Raw genomic sequence first — 19,237 nt, 5'->3', positions numbered from 1 at the left:
TCNGCNAAAACAGATGTAGATAATAATACAAAAGCGATTGCTAAGTTAGATACTGCTAAAACATCAGCAGAAACTGCACACAACGATGCTCAAGCTAAAACTTCAACTGCACAAACAAATGTTGATAACAACACTTCAGCAGTTAAAGCATTAACAACTGATAAACAAACAGCGGATCAAGTTGCAAGTGATGCAACCAAAGCTGCTAACACAGCAAAAACAGATGTAGATAATAATACAAAAGCGATTGCTAAGTTAGATACTGCTAAAACATCAGCAGAAACTGCACACAACGATGCTCAAGCTAAAACTTCAACTGCACAAACAAATGTTGATAACAANANTNTTGAAATTTCTACATTGAAAAATACTCAAATTACAAATAAGAATAAATTGAAAAACAAAATAGAAAATTCAAAAGAAACTTTAGGGAAATTAATCAGTAAAATATTCAACAATTCAAAAGAAGTTATAACATCAACAACAAAAGATAATGAATTTAATAAAATTACTGAAAAAACTTTAAAAGATAAAATCACTAATGTTGATGATGTATTAAAGATGATTGAAAAAGTGTTAAAACTTAAGAATATTGAAACACCAAAAGTTGAAAAGATTCAAGTTGTAGGTAGTGTTAGTTCTAAACGTCAAATTAAAGAGTTTAAAGAAAAATTAGAAAAACTATTAGAAAATAAAGTTAAATTATCTTCAAATGATTTAGTTGGATTGTATAAAGAAGCTAAAAAAGCTTTTGAGTCAAAAAACTCAGAAATTGAATATAGTAAAAAACTAGATCTTTCACTTTCAAGGATATATTAATTAATAAAAAATAGCGCTTTATAAGTGCTGTTTTTATTTTATTTCTTAAACTCTGTTTATTCCTTTATAATTCAGGTATGAAAAATGAACAAAGAATACAAAAACTTATTTCTCAAGCCGGGGTGGCTTCACGTCGAAAAGCTGAAGAATTAATTAAAGAGGGTAAAGTAGTAGTAAATGGAGAATATGCAACATTAGGAGATAAAGCAACATTCAAAGATGATATTTTAGTAAATGGGATTCCATTAATTAAACAACAACACGTTTACTACATAATGAATAAACCATTAAAAACTATCACATCATTAAGTGATGATAGAGAAAGAACAACAGTAGTTGACATAATCAAAGAAAATGTTTATGTTTTTCCAATTGGAAGACTTGACTACAATACAACGGGTACATTGATACTTACAAACGATGGTGACTTAGCTAATAAGTTAATGCATCCATCAAGTCAAATACCAAGAACATATAGAGCAAGATTAGAAAGACCTTTAACTGAACAAGAATTAAACTTCTTAAATTCAAAAAGAGTTTCTCTTGATGGTGAAACATCAGAACAAATCATTCAGAAGGTTGATGTTAAAGCTTATTTAATTTCCTTAACTCAAGGTAAATACCACCACATCAAAAGATTATTTGAATTAGTTGGTGTTAGAGTTCAATCTCTTTCAAGACTTGAATTTGCAGGTCTTACATGTGCAGGTTTACAAAAAGGTGCATATAGACAATTGAAGTCAAAAGAAATTAAATGATTAAAACAATTAGTAAAATAAAATCCGTACGGATTTTTTTATTTTGATTCACATAAATTGAATATAAAAAAACTAACCTAATTGTTAATAAGTGTTAAAATTAATATAGATTTAAAATCATAAAGGAGAAAAAATGATTAAATTAGGAAACGGAAAGAAAACACTTTTCACTTTAGTTGCTGTATTTGATAAATCAAACATGCCTAAAGAAGTTTTAAAAGAAAAAAATACTATTACAGTATTCCCAACAAAACAAAAAGCATATATTTACCTAGGTAAAAAAACAGCTTACACTGTAGAAACACTTAGAGGAGCAATTAAGAAAATTGTTTCAGAAAATAAACGTGGATTTAACGTTGATGCTTCAACATTTGTTGGAAAAAATGTTAAAGAAGAGCAAGTTACAAAACTATTTATTGAAGATGTAACTTTCCAAACAACAATTACTTGAAACAAAAAAACAAGTAAAGATGCTAACAAAAAAGCAAAAGAAATTATTCTTACTAATGTTGAAAAAGCAGAATCAAAAGAAATCGCTAAAGAATCTCTTATTCTTGCAGAAGCACAAACATTCGTTCGTAATGCACAAAATATGGCACCAAATGAATGTACTTCAACAATCCTTGCAGATATGTATAAAAAAGAATTCGATGGAGTTTCTAACGTTACAGTTAAAGTTCTTAAAAAATCTGAAATCCAAAAACTTGGAATGGGTCTTTTAATGGCTGTAAATATGGGTTCAAACGATGACGCAAGAGTTGTTGTTATGGAATACAAAGGAGATAAATCTTCTAAAGAAAAAACTGTTATGGTTGGTAAAGGTATTACATTTGATGCTGGTGGTATGAATATTAAAACTGGTAGAAATATCCTTGGAATGAAATACGATATGTCAGGTTCAGCTGTTGTAGTTGGAGCTATGAAAGCAATTTCACAATTCAAACCAAAAGCTAACATTTCTATTGTTGCTCCACTTACAGATAATAAAGTATCAAAAACAGCTGGTCTTCCAGATTCAGTTTGAACTTCAATGAATGGTAAAACTGTTGAAATTAATAATACTGATGCTGAAGGTAGACTAGTTCTTGCTGATGGTATTACTTATGCTATTAGAAAACTTAACGCTACAAGAATTATTGATGTTGCTACACTTACTGGTGCAGTTCTATCAGCATTAGGAAATACATATACTGGTGTTTGAACAACTGAAGAATCAGATTGAAAATTAGTTGAAAAAACAGCAGCAGAACAAAATGAATTAGTTTGAAGAATGCCTTTCCACTCAGACTTCTCAAGATTCATTAAAAACTCAAATGTTGCAGATCTTAAAAACACAGACCTTACAGGTATGGGTGGATCTTCATCAGCAGCAATGTTCTTAAAAGAATTCACAGAAGATGTTCCTTACATCCACTTCGATATCGCTGGTACAGCAGATGTAAAAGGTGATTGTATGGGTCCATTAGTTAAAACATTAGCTAAACTTATTAAATAATTAATGAAAAACTTGCAAAAGCAGGTTTTTTTATGCTCTTTTGTACTTTATTAATCATAAAAAAGTTATAATTGGAACAATAAAAAATAATGGAATAATTGGAGGGAATATGGCAAAAATATTAGATGGAAAACAAGCATCAAAAGAAATTAAGGCTAAATTAGCAATTAGAGTTGAAGAGATAAAGAAAAAAGGTGTACTCCCTCATTTAGCAATCATAAGAGTGGGTGAAGATCCTGCATCTATCATTTATCTAAAATATAAGAAAATTGCATGTGAATCTATTGGCATAAAATATTCTGAAATAATATTACCAAGCGACATAACTGAACAAGAATTAATTGCCGAAGTAGAAAAAATAAACAACAATCCTTTAATTCATGGTCTGATTGTTCAATTCCCATTACCAAAACATATTTCTCAAACAAATATAATTAACTCAATCAACCCAAATAAAGATGTTGATGGTTTACACCCTACCAATTCTATAAAGATGTATCAGGGTGAAGAAGGCTTAAGAGCGTGTACTCCATTAGGGATAATTACTCTCTTAAAACATAATAATGTTGATATTGAAGGTAAAGATGTTGTGGTGGTTGGACGTTCTAAAATTGTTGGTGAACCTCTAGCTAAGATGTTAATGGATGAGAATGCAACTGTAACAGTGTGTTTCTCTAGGACAAAAGATCTTTCAAAACACACAAAAGAAGCTGATATTGTTATCTCTGCCGTGGGATATCCGCATCTAATTAAAAAAGAAATGATTAAAGAGGGTGCTGTTATTGTGGATGTTGGAGTTTCAAGAATTGATGGAAAAATTGTTGGAGACGTCGATTTTAAAGCGGTTGAGCAAAAAGCCTCTTGAATAACACCAAATCCAGGTGGGGTTGGGCCTATGACAATAGTTTCTTTATTAAATAACTTGGTTAAAATAATTGATAATAAACCTAATGAGGTTTAATGGTAAAAGCAATAAAAACAATGCTTTTATTTTTTTATCCCTTTATTGCTTTATAATAAATGCATGAAATTAACAGCAACAGGATATAACACAAATGGTGAAGGAATCGCCATACACGAAGGAAAGGTATTTTATGTACCTGGATTAATCGTTGGTGAAACAGCGGATTGTAAAATAATAATGGAGAAAGAAAAATGAGGCCGTGCAAAAATTACAAGAATCACAGAATATTCAAGAAATAGAAGAAAGGATCTTCCAAAAAATCATTTAGAAATCGGAGGATACGAGATTCTACATATGGATAGAGTAGAACAAACTAAATTTAAAAACAATAAAATTATTGAAGCATTCAAAAGTAATGCAAAAGTTGATATCGAATTAGATGAAATGTTTGTTGGAGAAAAACAATTCAGATATAGAAACAAAATTACATTACATGATGGAGGATTCCATAAACGTGGAACAAATGAAGTTATCGAATTAGATGATTTCCTTTTAACTGATATCAAACCCAAAACTAGAATGAAGGGTAATGTAATCATTCGTAAACTAGATACAACTATAAGCGGTAATAGAACGGATAAGAAATTTACAAGTGATACAATGTGTGGGATTAAGTTCATTGTTGGCTTAAACGCCTTTTATCAAGTGAATAAAGAGGTAGCAGAGGCTGCTTACTTCAAGATGATGAAGTATTTAGATAAAAACATGACTGTTTTTGACCTATATTCAGGTATTGGTACAATTACACTTACTGCAGCAAAAAAATCAAAACATGTTTATGGAGTAGAAAGAAATGGCGCTTCTTATGCATCAGCAATATTAAATCAAGAAAATAACGATGTTGAAAACGTTACTTTTATAAAAGCTGACGTGCTTAAGTTCTTAGCTAAAACAGAAGTTAAACCTGATGTCGTTATGGTAGATCCAGCGAGAGAAGGATTAGGTAAAGAAGTTTGTCGTTCATTAAATGAAATGCTTCCTAAGAGAATAATTTATCTTTCATGTAACCCAGGAACACAAGCAGCGGATTACTTTAGGTTAAAAGAAAACTACAACATTACATATGCAAAACCATATGATATGTTCCCACAAACACACCATGTAGAAAATTTAATTATTTTAGACAGAAAATAATGGTAAAACAATGATTAGTTCATTGTTTTTTTTGTTAAAAAAATAGCACCCATTGGCGCTATGCTATTTAATTTTATGAGTTAAACGACTTTAAGCAATTTATCTTTTGCATGTCCTTCTTTTTGATCTCTCAATACATGGAAGATTTCTATTTGAACATTTGAGTCTGTGTGTAACCCGTGTTTGTGTCCTCTTCTGAATCCTCTGATCTCTTTTTCCACATCTTCTAATGTGTGTCCTTGGGAAATAATTTCTTTTGTTGATTTTAATACGGCTTTATATTGATACATATGAACCATCCCTTCTATTTAATTATAACTCTTTTTATATGTATAATAAAATTAGAAACGGGGTATGAATGAAATATATTAAATGAGAAGATATAACAAATGATAAATTGCTATTTGGATTAATGATAGCTTTAATAATAGCATTTGTTGCAGTTATGATTATGTCATTAGTAGTTTTCGTTGTTTATGTGAAAACTTCATGAATAGAAAGAGAAAATTCAAAAAATATGACTGGTGGAGAACTAACTAGAAAAATATTGAATGAAGAAGGAATGTCTGATGTTGAAATAAAACCATCATATTTCTATGCTAAGTATTGAAACCATTCAAAACGTAAAAATACTTTTAGATTACGTCCATGAACAATAAAAAGAAGATCTATTTGAACAATGACTGAAGCAGCACAACAAACTGTTGTTTCTACTTGAAGGAGAAAAAAAGGGAGAATGGGAACAGCATTCACGATATTTAGGATACCTACAATCATCAGTGTGGCCTCTGTTATCCTTTCAATTGGTACAATAATCTACATGTTCTTAAAATTTAGAACAGGCGAAGGTATTGCGGTTAATTCTCCAGAAGGAAGAAAAACAATAGCGATTGTTATTATTGCCTTTACATTTATTGCAACTTTAACAGCGTGAGCAGATGTTCTAAAACTTTCAATTATTAAAAAACACGTAACACCTATTCTTATGAAACAAGGTTTTACAGATAAAGAAATTAAATTATTTAAATTAATTTATACATCTAGATTGATATTAGCGATTGCAGTTGCGATTTACAATACATTAAGATTGATATTACAAATAGCAGCTTCATCAAAAGGTGAAGGTGGAAATAAATAAAATAGCACTCTTTGCATTAGAGTGCTATTTTTATATTAAAAGATGTATAATATAGTATCAAAGGTATATCTCCGAATTAAAAAAGTGGTATACTTTAAAAAGATAAGGGAGGTAAAATGAATCCATTTTTCCAAGCAAACACACCAACAACAAAAGAAATGTGAAAGAACGAACCTAATAAGTTTAGACAATGAATTATCCTTTTAGGAATTTCATTAATAGTTTTCTTAGCATTGACAATAGCAGGGCTAGCGTTAGTTTTAGCTGATAGAGATACTCTTCACGCTTCAATTGAAAGAGCAGCTGCAAAAACAAATGGTATTTCAGACCCTTCAAAAGCAGCATCTCAAAAAATAATTATTAGCTTTATTGCAGCACCAATGATTATGATGGTTATGACAATAATAAGTATTGGGTTATATGCATCTACACTTGTGAAATCATATAAATCAAAAACATTCTCAAAATTATCAGGGGCAGCTATATTACTTCCAGAAATAATTGGTATGTTCTCATTATTTGGTGCTATTTGATCTTCATGAAATTTAATTTCTATTGTAGATAGACACCCAGGTGCATTATTAACAATTGCATCACAATACTTTTCTGTAGTACTTTTAGTATTTGCATGACAAGTTTCAAGAATTAGAAAAACATTTATTCACGTAGAAAGAATGGAAGCTCTTAGAAAGTCTCCAGAATTCCAACAAATGCAAGAACAAATGAAATCATTCTTTAATGCAGCGCAAAACGGACAAACACCTTCTTCAGCATATGGTCCATCTTCAAATGCTCAACCAGCAGATATAAAAGAAACACCAACAGAAGTTAAGGAAGCTCCAGAGGTTACTGAACTTAAAAAACTTAAAATAGAAGAACTAAGAGAGATTGCAAGTAAACTTTCTATCTCAGGTTCAGAAAAAATGTCTAAAGATGAATTAGTATCAACAATTATTCGTGTTACTAATGAAGGATAAGAAATTGCATTAGCAATTTTTTATTTATTCAAAACCCATAAAAAGGCGGTATTTAAACACTTTTTTATACCGATACACTAGGGAACATTGTTTATTTAAAAAAACCGATACACTAGGGGACATTGTTTATTTAAAAAATACCCGATACACTAGGTAAAGTTGTGTATAATATTTTTGCTATATAAAGTAGCTAACATATTTGATAAATATAAACATTAAACAAAATAACATTAAAAAACAACATGAAAGGAAGTATAAATGCCAACAATTAACCAATTGGTAAACCAAGGGCGTAAGTCAAAAGTTTCAAAAACTAAGGCTCCAGCTCTTAACGTAGGTTACAACTCACTGAGAAAAAGACCTACTAATACTACAGCACCATTCAAACGTGGTGTATGTACAAGGGTCGCAACAATGACACCTAAAAAACCTAACTCTGCTTTACGTAAGTACGCAAGGGTTAAGTTATCAAACGGAATGGAAGTAACAGCTTACATCCCAGGAGAAGGACACAACCTTCAAGAACACTCAGTAGTTTTAATTAGAGGAGGAAGAGTTAAAGACCTTCCCGGGGTTAGATACCACGTAGTTAGAGGTACACAAGATACAGCTGGTGTAGACGGACGTAACCAGTCAAGATCAAAATACGGAACAAAAAAACCAAAGAAATAAAAAGATAAGGAGATAAATTATGGCAAGAAGAAATAGAGCACCTAAAAGAGAAGTATTAGCTGATCCAGTTTTCAACTCAAAAATAGTTACAAAACTTATCAACGGTATTATGCTTGACGGTAAAAAATCAACTGCACAAACAATACTATATTCAGCTTTCGATATTATTAAAGAAAAAACTGGAAAAGAACCAATCGAAGTATTTACTGCAGCGATGGAAAACATCACACCTCAATTAGAGATTAGAACAAGAAGAATCGGTGGGGCAAACTACCAAGTACCTACTGAAGTTTCAGCAACAAGAAAGCAAACATTATCATTAAGATGATTAATTAACTACTCAAGATTAAGATCAGAGTACACAATGGATGCAAGACTTGCAGCAGAAATTATTGACGCTTCAAACAATACTGGAGCATCAGTTAAGAAAAAAGAAGACACACACAAGATGGCCGAAGCTAACAAAGCATTCGCTCACTTTAGATGATAGGAGCTACGAAAAATGGCTAGAAAATTCGCAATTAAAGATTATAGAAATATTGGTATCATGGCCCACATTGATGCTGGTAAAACAACAACAACAGAACGTATTCTTTACCACACTGGTAAAATTCACAAAATTGGTGAAACACATACTGGTGAGTCTCAAATGGACTGAATGGAACAAGAACAAGAACGTGGTATTACAATCACTTCAGCTGCTACAACAGCGTTCTGAAAAGAAAAAAGAATTAACATCATTGATACACCTGGACACGTTGACTTCACAGTTGAAGTTGAACGTTCACTACGTGTACTAGATGGTGCTGTAGCTGTACTTGATGCGCAATCAGGTGTAGAACCTCAAACAGAAACAGTTTGAAGACAAGCAACAAACTACCACGTTCCAAGAATTGTTTTCGTTAACAAAATGGATAAAGCTGGTGCCAACTATGAAGAAGCTGTTAAATCAGTTAGAACAAGATTAGGTGGAAACGCAGTTGCTGTACAATGAAACATTGGAGCAGAAGACAATTTCGAAGGTCTAATTGACTTAGTAGAAATGAAAGCTTACTACTACGATGGTGGAGCAGATGAAGAAGCAGATATTAAAGAAATCCCAGCTGATTTAATGGATATCGCTACAGAAAAAAGACAAGAACTAGTTGAAGCAGTTTCTGACTTTGACGAAGAATTAATGATGCTTGTACTTGACGGAGAAGAAATTCCTGCAGATATGCTTAAAACTGCAATCCGTAAAGCAACGCTAACATCACAATTCTTCCCAGCATTCTGTGGAACAGCTTTCAAAAACAAAGGTGTTAAAACATTACTAGATGGTGTTATTGAATACTTACCATCACCAGTTGATGTTCCTGCTATTAAAGGTATTTTACCTAATGGTGAAGAAACAGCTAAACCTTCAACTGATGAAGAATCATTCTCAGCACTTGCATTTAAAATTATGACTGACCCATTCGTTGGGAAACTAACATTCTTTAGAGTTTACTCAGGTGTGTTATCAAAAGGTTCATACATCTTTAATGCAACTAAAGGTAAAAAAGAGAGAATCGGACGTATTCTAGAAATGCACGCTAACTCTCGTGAAGAAATTGATGAAGTTAGAGCTGGAGATATCGCTGCTGGTGTTGGTCTTAAAGATACAACAACAGGTGATACACTTACAGATATGGCTAACCCAGTTATCCTAGAACAAATGGTATTCCCAGAGCCAGTTATTTCACTAGCTCTAGAACCAGCTTCAAAAGCTGCTTCAGAAAAACTATCATTAGGACTTCAAAAATTAGCAGAAGAAGATCCAACATTCAAAACATTTACAGATGAAGACACAGGACAAACAATTATTGCTGGTATGGGTGAATTACACCTTGACATCATTGTTGACCGTCTAAAACGTGAATTCAAAGTTGAATCAAATGTTGGTGCTCCTCAAGTTGCTTACCGTGAAACAATTACTAAATCAGCTAAAGTTGAAGGTAAACACGTTAAACAATCAGGTGGTAAAGGACAATACGGTCACGTTTGAATCGAATTTGAACCTAACCAAAACAAAGGATTCGAATTTGTTGATGCAATCGTTGGTGGTAAAGTTCCTAAGGAATACATCAACTCAGTTAAAGTAGGACTAGAAAACGCCCTTAAATCAGGTATCGTTGCTGGTTACGAAATGATTGATGTTAAAGCTACTCTATTCGATGGTTCATACCACGATGTCGATTCATCAGAAATGGCTTATAAAATAGCTGCTTCTAAAGCGCTTAAAAAAGGTGCTGGAGATCTAGGAGCTACAATTCTTGAACCAATCATGGACGTTTCAATTATTGTTCCTTCAGAATACTTCGGTGACGTTATGGGTGATATTTCATCTAGACGTGGACAAATTAAAGGTAACGAAGAAAGATCAGACGGAGCTCAAGTTGTTAGAGCAGACGTTCCTCTATCAAATATGTTTGGTTACGCAACACAACTAAGATCATTTACTCAAGGTCGTGGAACATACCAAATGCAATTCGATCACTACCAAGCTGCACCTAAGTCAGTACAAGAAGAAATCATTAAAAAAAGAGCTAAATAATAATTGCTTTTAAACCATCCCTAACGGGTGGTTTTTTTTATTTGTTATTTTTTTAAATGAATTATGAATTTTTAACAATGATAAAGGTGATGATAAGGGTTTTCTTTTTAATGTTTCAAAAAAATAAAATAGTGATACAAAAATGATTAAAGATATATTTATTTAACCTTTCATAAAGGTGAAAATACACACTCATAACATTGGTAATTAATATGCCGTGCTTAAAAGGTATATTTTTTTATTTATTTTTTTAAATGTTATGTTATAAATAAAGGGTAAACCCTTAAGGGTATTTTAATAAGGAGAATTAAATGAGTTCCATTGAAATCTTTAAGTATGTCATGATTGGACTTGCTGGACTTGGATTATTTCTAGTTTCTATTAAGCTTATGTCATCTTCACTTAAGCAAATGACTGGTAAAAGAATCTCTAAAACTATGAAGTTATTAAGGAAGAATCCTTTTATTGCTTGTTTTGTCGGAGTTATCTTTACCACTATGATTCAATCATCTGATGGTGCTGTTGCACTAGCTATCGGATTGGTGGCTGCAGGTCTATTAGATTTAAGGACTGCAATCGCATTTATATTGGGTGCTAATATTGGTACTGCAACAACTTCAGTTATTGTTGCTTCTGCTGATGTTCCTGCATTCCAATATATTAAATATTCATTATTCTCTTTCTCATTCTTGGGTGCATTCGGACTTATTATTCTTTCTGAAGAGAAAAAAACAAGAGTTGCAATGTTATTCTTTGCGATTGGAGCAATTTTTATAGGACTTCATGTTATGGGCTTAGGGTTCAAGCCATTAGCTACAGAGATGAAACCTATTATAGCTAAAGTTTCAAATCCATTCTTGGCCTTATTGATATCTATTATTATGACTGGTACTTTCCAATCATCTTCAGCTGTTGTTACTATAGTGCAAGGATTCTATGGTGCAGCAAAAGTAAATGGGGAGTGAGTTGCTGGTGCAATGCCAATAAATACAGCCTTAGCAATGGTTGTTGGTGCTAATATAGGTACAACATTCACAGCGTTGATTGCATCTATGGGCTCTGCTAAAAAAGACACCAGAAGAATTGCTGTAGTTTGACTTATAACAAACATAACAATGGCGATTATATTTATGCCATTGATTGCAACAGGTGCATATGGATCATTAATTTGAAAAATGAATCCTGGTACATGACATGATGTTAATGGTACATCTATGTTGCTTCACAACAACTTTGACTTGGCACTTGGACATATATTATTCAATACTGTTCTTGTTGTTATATTTATTCCATTCACAAAACAACTTGCGTGAGTTGCTAATAAGATTGTTCCTGATAAGAAAACAGCAGCGAATTACAAATATGATTTACGTTTACCCGAAACATTGGTGCATGAATCTCCTGAGTTAGCATATGAAGTTGCTAAAAAAGTTGCTACAGAAATGGGACGTATGTCTTATGAATCACAAAATCAGTTAAAACAATATATGAAGACTGGTGACAAAAAACACTTCGAATTATTTGAACAATTGCACTTGCTTCTTGGTCAAACAAGAACACAAGTTTCCACATATTTAATTGAAATCGGTTCAAAAGATATCACTGAATCATTATCAAGTAAACAAATGTCATTAGTCCTTTCACTAAGATCACTTGATGCCATGACTAATTTAATGTATAGAGTATTTATCCAATGTAAAGAAAAATACAATAAAAAAACTAAGACATTCAACATCAATAAAGAAACAATGCAAGATTCAAGGGACTTACTATCAACTGTAATGTCTATGACTAAGCGTTCATTCAAACAAATAGAAGCTTATACATATAAAAGATACAAAGATATTAAAGCACTTCAAAAAGCATTCGATGTATTCGCTAAACAGGCGATAGAAAACGATTTATCTAGAATTAATAGAAAAGAATACAAAAAGGGTGATTTTGATTTTGCAAGACTTGTAAGATTATTTGAGAGAACATCTCACCATGCTTCACGTGTTAATAACTATCAAAGAAAAGGTAGAAAAAAGCCTGAGCAGATAAAATTATCGCAAGAATTAACTGAAGAATTATTCAATGAAGTTCAAAACTAAATAATAAATATTGAAATTTAAAACATGAAAATTCATATAAAATATAACCTTTATTAACTAATAGGTTATTTTTTATATTTTTTTAAAGTATTTTTATGGAAATACCACTTTTTTTGTGTTAAAATATTTAAGCATATATATTAAACATAAATGCATTATGGATAGGACTAGGATGTAAGGCCTAGCATCGGTGGTTTATTCGAATAAACGCAATACATTTAAAATTAAAAATATAAGATTTATTAAAAAGAATCGAAAGGAATATTATAATGGCAGAAAAATTTGACAGAAGTAAAGCTCACGTTAACATTGGTACTATTGGTCACGTTGACCACGGTAAAACAACTTTAACAGCAGCTATCGCTACAGTTCTAGCTAAAAAAGGACTATCAGAAGCTAAAGATTACGCATCAATCGATAACGCTCCAGAAGAAAAAGAACGTGGAATCACAATCAACACATCACACATCGAGTACTCAACAGAGAAAAGACACTATGCACACGTTGACTGTCCAGGTCACGCTGACTACGTTAAAAACATGATTACAGGTGCTGCACAAATGGATGGGGCAATCTTAGTTGTTGCTTCAACAGATGGACCAATGCCTCAAACTAGAGAACACATCCTACTTTCAAGACAAGTTGGTGTTCCTAAAATGGTTGTCTTCTTAAACAAAGTTGACATGCTAGAAGGTGAAGAAGAAATGATCGAACTTGTAGAAATGGAAGTTAGAGAATTACTATCAGAGTACGGATTCGACGGAGATAACACACCAGTTATTAAAGGATCAGCACTTAAAGCACTTGAAGGAGAAGCTAAATACGAAGACTCAATCATGGAACTAATGAACGCAGTTGACGCATTTATCGAAGAGCCTACAAGAGATACAGACAAACCATTCTTAATGGCTGTAGAAGACGTATTCACAATCACAGGTCGTGGTACAGTTGCTACAGGTCGTGTTGAACGTGGAACACTTAACCTAAACGATAAAGTTGAAATTATCGGTATTAGAGATACACAAGAAACAGTTGTTACAGGAATTGAAATGTTTAGAAAACTTCTAGACCAAGCTCTTGCTGGAGATAACGCTGGTATCTTATTACGTGGTATCGCTAGAGATGATATTGAACGTGGACAAGTTCTTGCTAAACCAGGATCAGTTACACCTCATACAACATTCCAAGCACAAATCTATGCACTTAAAAAAGAAGAAGGTGGAAGACATACTCCATTCTTCAAAAACTACAAACCTCAGTTCTACTTCAGAACAACAGACGTTACAGGTGGAATTGAACTTCCAGCTGGAACAGAAATGGTTATGCCAGGAGACAGTATTGAACTTACTGTTAACCTAATCAACCCAGTTGCTGTTGAAGAAGGAACAAAATTCTCAATTAGAGAAGGTGGACGTACAGTTGGTGCTGGTTCAGTTGTTACAATTACTAAATAATTAGAACTAAATTAACTTACAAAAAGATAATCCTTTAAGGGTTATTTTTTTTATTCTTTTTTTGTTGATTTAATGATTTGCCTTGGTTATTGTAATGCATTTCTAAAAAAAGTTAACCTTTTATAAATAATTATATTTTAATGGGTATTTTTCTTTATAATTTATACATGACAAACTTAGCAAACGAAATAAGACCAGAAACACTCAAAGATGTTGTGGGACAAAAACACCTAATGCCATTATTAGAAAATGTTATCTCTAAAAAAGTGATGACTTCATTTTTATTTTATGGAAAGCCTGGGATAGGGAAAACAACTTTAGCATCTATATTAGCCAAGGAATTGAATAGACCTTACGGGATTTTCAATGCTTCAAAGGATTCTAAAGCAACATTGGTTGATCTTATTTCATCCAAAGAAATAATTATTATTGATGAAATCCATAGATTGAATAAAGATAAACAAGATATATTACTTTCATACATGGAACATGGTGAAGTTATTGTTTATGGTACAACTACTGAAAATCCATACTTCATAGTCAATCCTGCTGTGAGAAGTAGATTACACATATTAGAATTAAACCCACTAGAAACAAAAGACGTTATAAAGGGTCTTAGCCACATGATTGAAAAACATGGGTTAGATATTAAACTTGATGAGAAAACACTTGAAATGATTGCTCTACGCTCTTCTGGTGACTTCAGGACTGCTTTAAATACTATTGATTTAATCACACAAATTTATCCAGGTGAAGAAATAAATGAAGAAATACTTACAAGTATTGCACCTTCAGTTAAATTCTATTCAGATAAAACAGGTGATGGTCACTATGATTTCTTATCAGCCTTCCATAAATCATTAAGAGGATCAGATGTTGATGCGGTTTTATACTATGCAGCAGTTATAGTTAAAACCGGAGATATTCAAGGTCTTTACAGAAGAATGCTGGCATTCACTTATGAAGATATAGGATTAGCGAATTCTCAAATGGGATTAAAAGTTGACGCAGCCATCAATGCAATGGAAAGATTAGGTTTTCCAGAAGCATATCAACCTTTAGGGGCTATCCTAACTGAGTTGGCATTATCACCAAAATCTAATTCATCTTATGTAGCTATGCATATGGCTAAAAATATGGTTGATAAAGGTATGGTTTTCACGCCTCCTTCTCATTTAAAAGATGCACATTATGCATCAGCTAAAAAACTCAATAAAGGTCAAGGGTATAAATACCCTCATAATTACGAAAATAACTGAGTTAAACAAGAATATATGCCGAAAGAATTAAAAGGTCAACAAATATTCGAATATGGTAATAACGCTAATGAACGTAGAATAAAAGAATATTGGAATACAGTTAAGAATAATAAAAAATAAACATGCATTGCATGTTTATTTTATTTATATATAAATAAGATGATTCTTATTTTTTAATTTGTTTAGGATATGCTGATATAGATAATGAACCAATACCCGCTTGAATACCAATTGCACTTGAAATCATTTCTACTTGAACATTGTTGAATCCAGCTTCGTTTAATTTATTAAGCATTATTTCTTTTGTAGAATCTTTTGAGTACATTAATAAAATATTGTAATCATTGATTTGATCTCCCATTGATTCTTTCATTCTTGAAACAATAGTAGAAGAAGCTTTTGCAAATCCACGTCTAACACCTTTAACTTCAATTTCTTGGTTTTTGTAACTTATTAAAGGAACAATTTTGAATTTTGAAAGCAATAAGGCTGCACCTTTTTTAGCACGACCATTTCTTTTGATTGCATCGATTCTTTCGGGAATCATTCATGTTATTAAACTCTTTGAATAATTATCGAAAACAATCTTTGCTTCATCTAAGGGTAAACCTTCATTGTTGACGGCATTGGAAATTCATTGCGCTGCTTCAATATATGCAGGTCCAACTAATGTGTTATCTCATATTTCTACTTTTCCATCAAAATCCGCTGCAATAGCACTTGCTGTTGAGAATGCAGATGACATTCCAGAAGCTAATGAGAAGTAAACAACTTTTTCATATTCCTTAGTCATTTCTTTAAAAAGATCTTCCATATCTCCTGCATTTGGTTGAGATGTTTTCGCATCTGCTGCTTCCTCAATCAATTTCATTGATTCTGTAAAGTCTAATTTTTCTCCATCTTTATATAGTTTGCCATCAAGTACCACTTGTAAAGAAAGGTACCCGAAACCAAGTTTTTCAATTTCTGTTTTTGTTCTAGAGCAAAATGAGTCTAGAATGATTCCTAATTTTTTCATGTAAATATTATACATTAATACCATGATTGTTGGTTTTTAACTCTACTTCAAATATTTCATGTATTTTTGAATGAGTGGTTAAATGATGTGAATAAAGTATATTTTTTAGCAAACTTAACAAAAGAGTGCTAATTATGATAAAATAAACATTATGAATAAAAAAGATTATTATGAAGTACTAGGTGTTACGAAATCAGCAACACAACAAGAAATTAAAAGAGCATTTAGAAAATTAGCTATGAAATATCACCCCGATAGAAACAAAGCTGAAGATGCTGAAGATAAATTTAAGGAGATAAATGAAGCTTATGAGATTCTTTCTGATGAAGAAAAGAGATCTCAATATGACCAATTTGGACACGCTGCCTTTGAACAAGGTGGTATGGGTTCAGGTGGTGGATTCGGTGGATTTGGTGGATTTGGAGACATTTTCGGAGACATTTTTGGTGGAGGTTCTTCAAGAAGAAGAGGTCCAACTAAAGGTGAAAACTATCAAGCATCTGTTTCAGTTGATTTTATGGATTCTATTTTAGGTTCAACAATTGAAAGAACACTTCCAAAATATGAACAATGTTCAGAGTGTGATGCAACTGGTGCAGCATCTGCAGCAGATATCATTACTTGTGGTGGATGTAATGGTTCAGGAACAACAGCTAGAATAGTAAATACACCATTTGGTCGTATGCAATCACAAGGAGTTTGTGAAATGTGTTCAGGTCAAGGTAAAACAATCAAAAACAAATGTAAAAAATGTCACGGTAATAAAATCACTGCAATCAAAAAGAATGTTGAAATTTCAATACCAGCCGGTATTCAAGATGGACAAACAATTATTGTTGAAGGATATGGTGCAGCTGGCAAAATGGGTGGACCTTCAGGAGATTTATATTTAAATATCCAAGTAAAACCACACAAACACTATAGAAGAGATGGAAATAATTTATATATGAAAGTTCCGGTTTCAATGTTGGATATAATTTCTTCAAATAAAATTATGATTCCTACTCCTTATGGAGAACATGCATTCAAGCTTTCATCTAAATATACATCAGGTGATACTTTCACTATTTCAAAAGCAGGAGTTCCAAGTGTTAGAACTGGTAGAAAAGGTGATTTAATTATTGAGTTAAGCATCTATATTCCAAAACTTTCTGCGAAAGAAAAAGAAAAAGTTGTTAAAGCAACAGCAAAAGTTAAAGATGAAAAATTCACGAAATGACAAAAAGATTTTTCTTAAATACCTAATTAATGGGTATTTTTTTATTGCAATTTTGATTCCGCTAATAAATTTGAATAAGTAAAAAAACAATACATATATAAGTAGAGATTGAAAAATCTTAAAAGGAGGCAAGATGTTATATAAAATAGGAAAAATAGTTTCTATAGGAAAAAATTACATAATATTAGAAAGTAATTCAAAAGGTGAAATAGTTTATGTTCCAAGGCCTAACGATTTTACTCCAGAAAAAACATTAAAAGTGTTTATGTATGAATATAAATACGACAATATTTCTTCTCTTTACGGTTTTAAAACTTTTAAAGAGAGAATTCTATTTGAAGACTTATTAACGGTTCCGGGGATAGGTCCAAAAACCGGTATTCAAATATTAAAAGAAAAAATAAAAATAATATTGGGATTTTTATTGAGTGGAGATGCAGAATCATTAGCTCATTTACCTGGTTTGGGCTTAAAATCCGCTAAACAATTAATTTTTGAACTTCAAGATAAATATGCAAAAATAACTTCAAATAAAAAAGAACAAAAGAATAAAAAAGAGAACTTGCATATAGTTAGTGAAATTATCCCAACTTTAAAAACACTTGGTTTTAATAAAAAGCAAATAAATTCAAGTATACATTTAGTTAAACCTAATAAGGATATTGAAGTGATGGTTGAAGAAGCAATCAAACTTATTTCAAATGGCAATCAAAAAGTCGCTTAGACCAGAAAATTTCAAAGAATTTATTGGTCAAAAAAGACTGGTTCACACCTTGAAGATAATGATTGATTCTTCGAAGAAAAGAAAAGTTATGTGTGACCACATTTTATTGCATGGAAAACCAGGAATTGGGAAAACATCTTTAGCTATGTTGGTAGCAAAAGAAATGGAAGCTAATATAAAATTTGCGCAAGGATCACTAATGGAAAAGAAAGCGGATATCTTATCATTGTTTGCAACCATACAGAAGAACGATGTTATTTTTATAGATGAAATACATAGTATGAATAAACAAGTTGAAGAATTGATATATTCAGCAATGGAGGATGGTGTTATAGATATACCGATAGGAATAGATGGAGAATCTAAGATTGTTAGAATGAAATTGCCTGTATTTACTTTAATTGGCGCTACAACAAAATACAACAAAATATCTCTTCCTATGCGTGAACGTTTTGGTTTGATAGGTAAATTAATTGATTATGAACAAAATGAATTGATTTCTATAATCGAGATCACATCAAAGAAATTAAAGATCAATTCCACAAAGAAAGCTAAGTCTTTAATAGCATCATATTCTAACTTTATACCTAGAACTTCTAATAACTTATTAAAAAGGTGTAGGGATTTTGCAATGTCTGAGAATCAAAAAGAAATCAATGAAAAGATAGTTCGCAAAACTTTTAAATTTATAGGTCTATACAAATATGGTTTAAATGATATGCACATTGAATACATTAAGGTATTGGGTAATGTTTTTAATGGTAAATGAACTTCTATAGAAGCAATATCTGGGGTTATTAGTGATTCAAAAGATAATATCGAACAGGATATTGAACCCATTTTATTAAAGAAAGGTTTACTGATTAAATCATCAAGAGGAAGAGCATTAACTAGTAAAGGTATACACTATTTAACAACCTATAATTTATAAAATAATA

17 protein-coding genes are annotated in these 19,237 nt (G+C 31.7%); 15 read left to right on the top strand and 2 right to left on the bottom strand.

The window, feature by feature from the left end; genetic code table 4:
- The first annotated feature begins 896 nt into the window (after positions 1 to 896).
- The 4 genes from ACOMC1_RS04125 to ACOMC1_RS04110 all read left to right on the top strand — a co-directional run bounded on the left by ACOMC1_RS04125 (position 897) and on the right by ACOMC1_RS04110 (position 5,170).
- Entirely contained in the window at positions 897 to 1,598 is a 702-nt protein-coding gene (locus ACOMC1_RS04125) for a pseudouridine synthase (protein WP_420331365.1), read from the top strand.
- 112 nt (positions 1,599 to 1,710) lie between these two features.
- Positions 1,711 to 3,072, top strand: a complete 1,362-nt coding sequence (locus ACOMC1_RS04120; protein WP_420331364.1) for a M17 family metallopeptidase — start codon at positions 1,711 to 1,713, stop codon at positions 3,070 to 3,072.
- A 109-nt stretch (positions 3,073 to 3,181) separates the two neighbouring features.
- Positions 3,182 to 4,033 carry a bifunctional 5,10-methylenetetrahydrofolate dehydrogenase/5,10-methenyltetrahydrofolate cyclohydrolase gene (locus ACOMC1_RS04115; protein ID WP_420331363.1) on the top strand — a complete coding sequence of 284 codons (852 nt, stop codon included), beginning with the start codon at positions 3,182 to 3,184 and terminating at the stop codon, positions 4,031 to 4,033.
- A 63-nt stretch (positions 4,034 to 4,096) separates the two neighbouring features.
- Positions 4,097 to 5,170: a class I SAM-dependent RNA methyltransferase gene (locus ACOMC1_RS04110; RefSeq protein WP_420331362.1), complete on the top strand. Its 1,074-nt coding sequence runs from the start codon at positions 4,097 to 4,099 to the stop codon at positions 5,168 to 5,170.
- A gap of 80 nt (positions 5,171 to 5,250) precedes the next feature.
- On the opposite strand, the gene ACOMC1_RS04105 is transcribed toward ACOMC1_RS04110, so the two are convergent.
- On the bottom strand, positions 5,251 to 5,460 hold the full coding sequence (locus tag ACOMC1_RS04105; protein ID WP_420331361.1) for an MAG6790 family protein: 210 nt from the start codon (positions 5,458 to 5,460) through the stop codon (positions 5,251 to 5,253).
- 68 nt (positions 5,461 to 5,528) lie between these two features.
- Between ACOMC1_RS04105 and ACOMC1_RS04100 the strand changes: the two genes are divergently transcribed.
- From ACOMC1_RS04100 to ACOMC1_RS04065, 8 genes are all read left to right on the top strand, one after another.
- Complete coding sequence (locus ACOMC1_RS04100) at positions 5,529 to 6,308, top strand: zinc metallopeptidase (RefSeq protein ID WP_420331360.1); 780 nt, start codon at positions 5,529 to 5,531, stop codon at positions 6,306 to 6,308.
- Positions 6,309 to 6,424: 116 nt separating this feature from the next.
- Positions 6,425 to 7,285, top strand: coding sequence for a Rho termination factor N-terminal domain-containing protein (locus ACOMC1_RS04095; protein WP_420331359.1), 861 nt, complete (start codon positions 6,425 to 6,427; stop codon positions 7,283 to 7,285).
- A gap of 258 nt (positions 7,286 to 7,543) precedes the next feature.
- Positions 7,544 to 7,957 carry a 30S ribosomal protein S12 gene (rpsL, locus tag ACOMC1_RS04090; protein ID WP_420331358.1) on the top strand — a complete coding sequence of 138 codons (414 nt, stop codon included), beginning with the start codon at positions 7,544 to 7,546 and terminating at the stop codon, positions 7,955 to 7,957.
- 19 nt (positions 7,958 to 7,976) lie between these two features.
- Positions 7,977 to 8,447 carry a 30S ribosomal protein S7 gene (rpsG, locus tag ACOMC1_RS04085; protein WP_131613444.1) on the top strand — a complete coding sequence of 157 codons (471 nt, stop codon included), beginning with the start codon at positions 7,977 to 7,979 and terminating at the stop codon, positions 8,445 to 8,447.
- 12 nt (positions 8,448 to 8,459) lie between these two features.
- Positions 8,460 to 10,532, top strand: a complete 2,073-nt coding sequence (fusA, locus tag ACOMC1_RS04080; protein WP_420331357.1) for an elongation factor G — start codon at positions 8,460 to 8,462, stop codon at positions 10,530 to 10,532.
- Between the two features lie 311 nt (positions 10,533 to 10,843).
- The gene (locus ACOMC1_RS04075; RefSeq protein ID WP_420331356.1) at positions 10,844 to 12,625 is read left to right on the top strand and encodes a Na/Pi cotransporter family protein; all 1,782 of its coding nucleotides are present in this window, start codon (positions 10,844 to 10,846) and stop codon (positions 12,623 to 12,625) included.
- A gap of 266 nt (positions 12,626 to 12,891) precedes the next feature.
- Positions 12,892 to 14,079: an elongation factor Tu gene (gene tuf / locus ACOMC1_RS04070; RefSeq protein ID WP_420331368.1), complete on the top strand. Its 1,188-nt coding sequence runs from the start codon at positions 12,892 to 12,894 to the stop codon at positions 14,077 to 14,079.
- A gap of 167 nt (positions 14,080 to 14,246) precedes the next feature.
- Positions 14,247 to 15,458, top strand: coding sequence for a replication-associated recombination protein A (locus tag ACOMC1_RS04065; RefSeq protein ID WP_420331355.1), 1,212 nt, complete (start codon positions 14,247 to 14,249; stop codon positions 15,456 to 15,458).
- 46 nt (positions 15,459 to 15,504) lie between these two features.
- Here the strand turns inward: ACOMC1_RS04065 and ACOMC1_RS04060 are convergent, their stop codons facing one another.
- Positions 15,505 to 16,356, bottom strand: a complete 852-nt coding sequence (locus ACOMC1_RS04060) for a DegV family protein (protein ID WP_420331354.1) — start codon at positions 16,354 to 16,356, stop codon at positions 15,505 to 15,507.
- Positions 16,357 to 16,507: 151 nt separating this feature from the next.
- Here ACOMC1_RS04060 and dnaJ point away from each other — a divergent pair, with 151 nt between their 5' ends.
- The 3 genes from dnaJ (at position 16,508) to ruvB (ending at position 19,230) form a co-directional block, all read left to right on the top strand.
- The gene (gene dnaJ / locus ACOMC1_RS04055) at positions 16,508 to 17,593 is read left to right on the top strand and encodes a molecular chaperone DnaJ (protein WP_420331353.1); all 1,086 of its coding nucleotides are present in this window, start codon (positions 16,508 to 16,510) and stop codon (positions 17,591 to 17,593) included.
- A 115-nt stretch (positions 17,594 to 17,708) separates the two neighbouring features.
- Positions 17,709 to 18,299, top strand: a complete 591-nt coding sequence (gene ruvA, locus ACOMC1_RS04050; RefSeq protein ID WP_420331352.1) for a Holliday junction branch migration protein RuvA — start codon at positions 17,709 to 17,711, stop codon at positions 18,297 to 18,299.
- Positions 18,277 to 19,230, top strand: coding sequence for a Holliday junction branch migration DNA helicase RuvB (gene ruvB, locus ACOMC1_RS04045; protein WP_420331351.1), 954 nt, complete (start codon positions 18,277 to 18,279; stop codon positions 19,228 to 19,230). Before ruvA ends, ruvB begins: the two co-directional genes overlap by 23 nt.
- Positions 19,231 to 19,237 lie beyond the last annotated feature (7 nt).

It is taken from the genome of Mycoplasma todarodis (genome assembly GCF_965212735.1).
GTDB classification, from domain to species: domain Bacteria; phylum Bacillota_I; class Bacilli_A; order Mycoplasmatales; family Metamycoplasmataceae; genus Mycoplasma_K; species Mycoplasma_K todarodis_A.
This window is presented reverse-complemented; position numbering and strand designations above follow the sequence as displayed.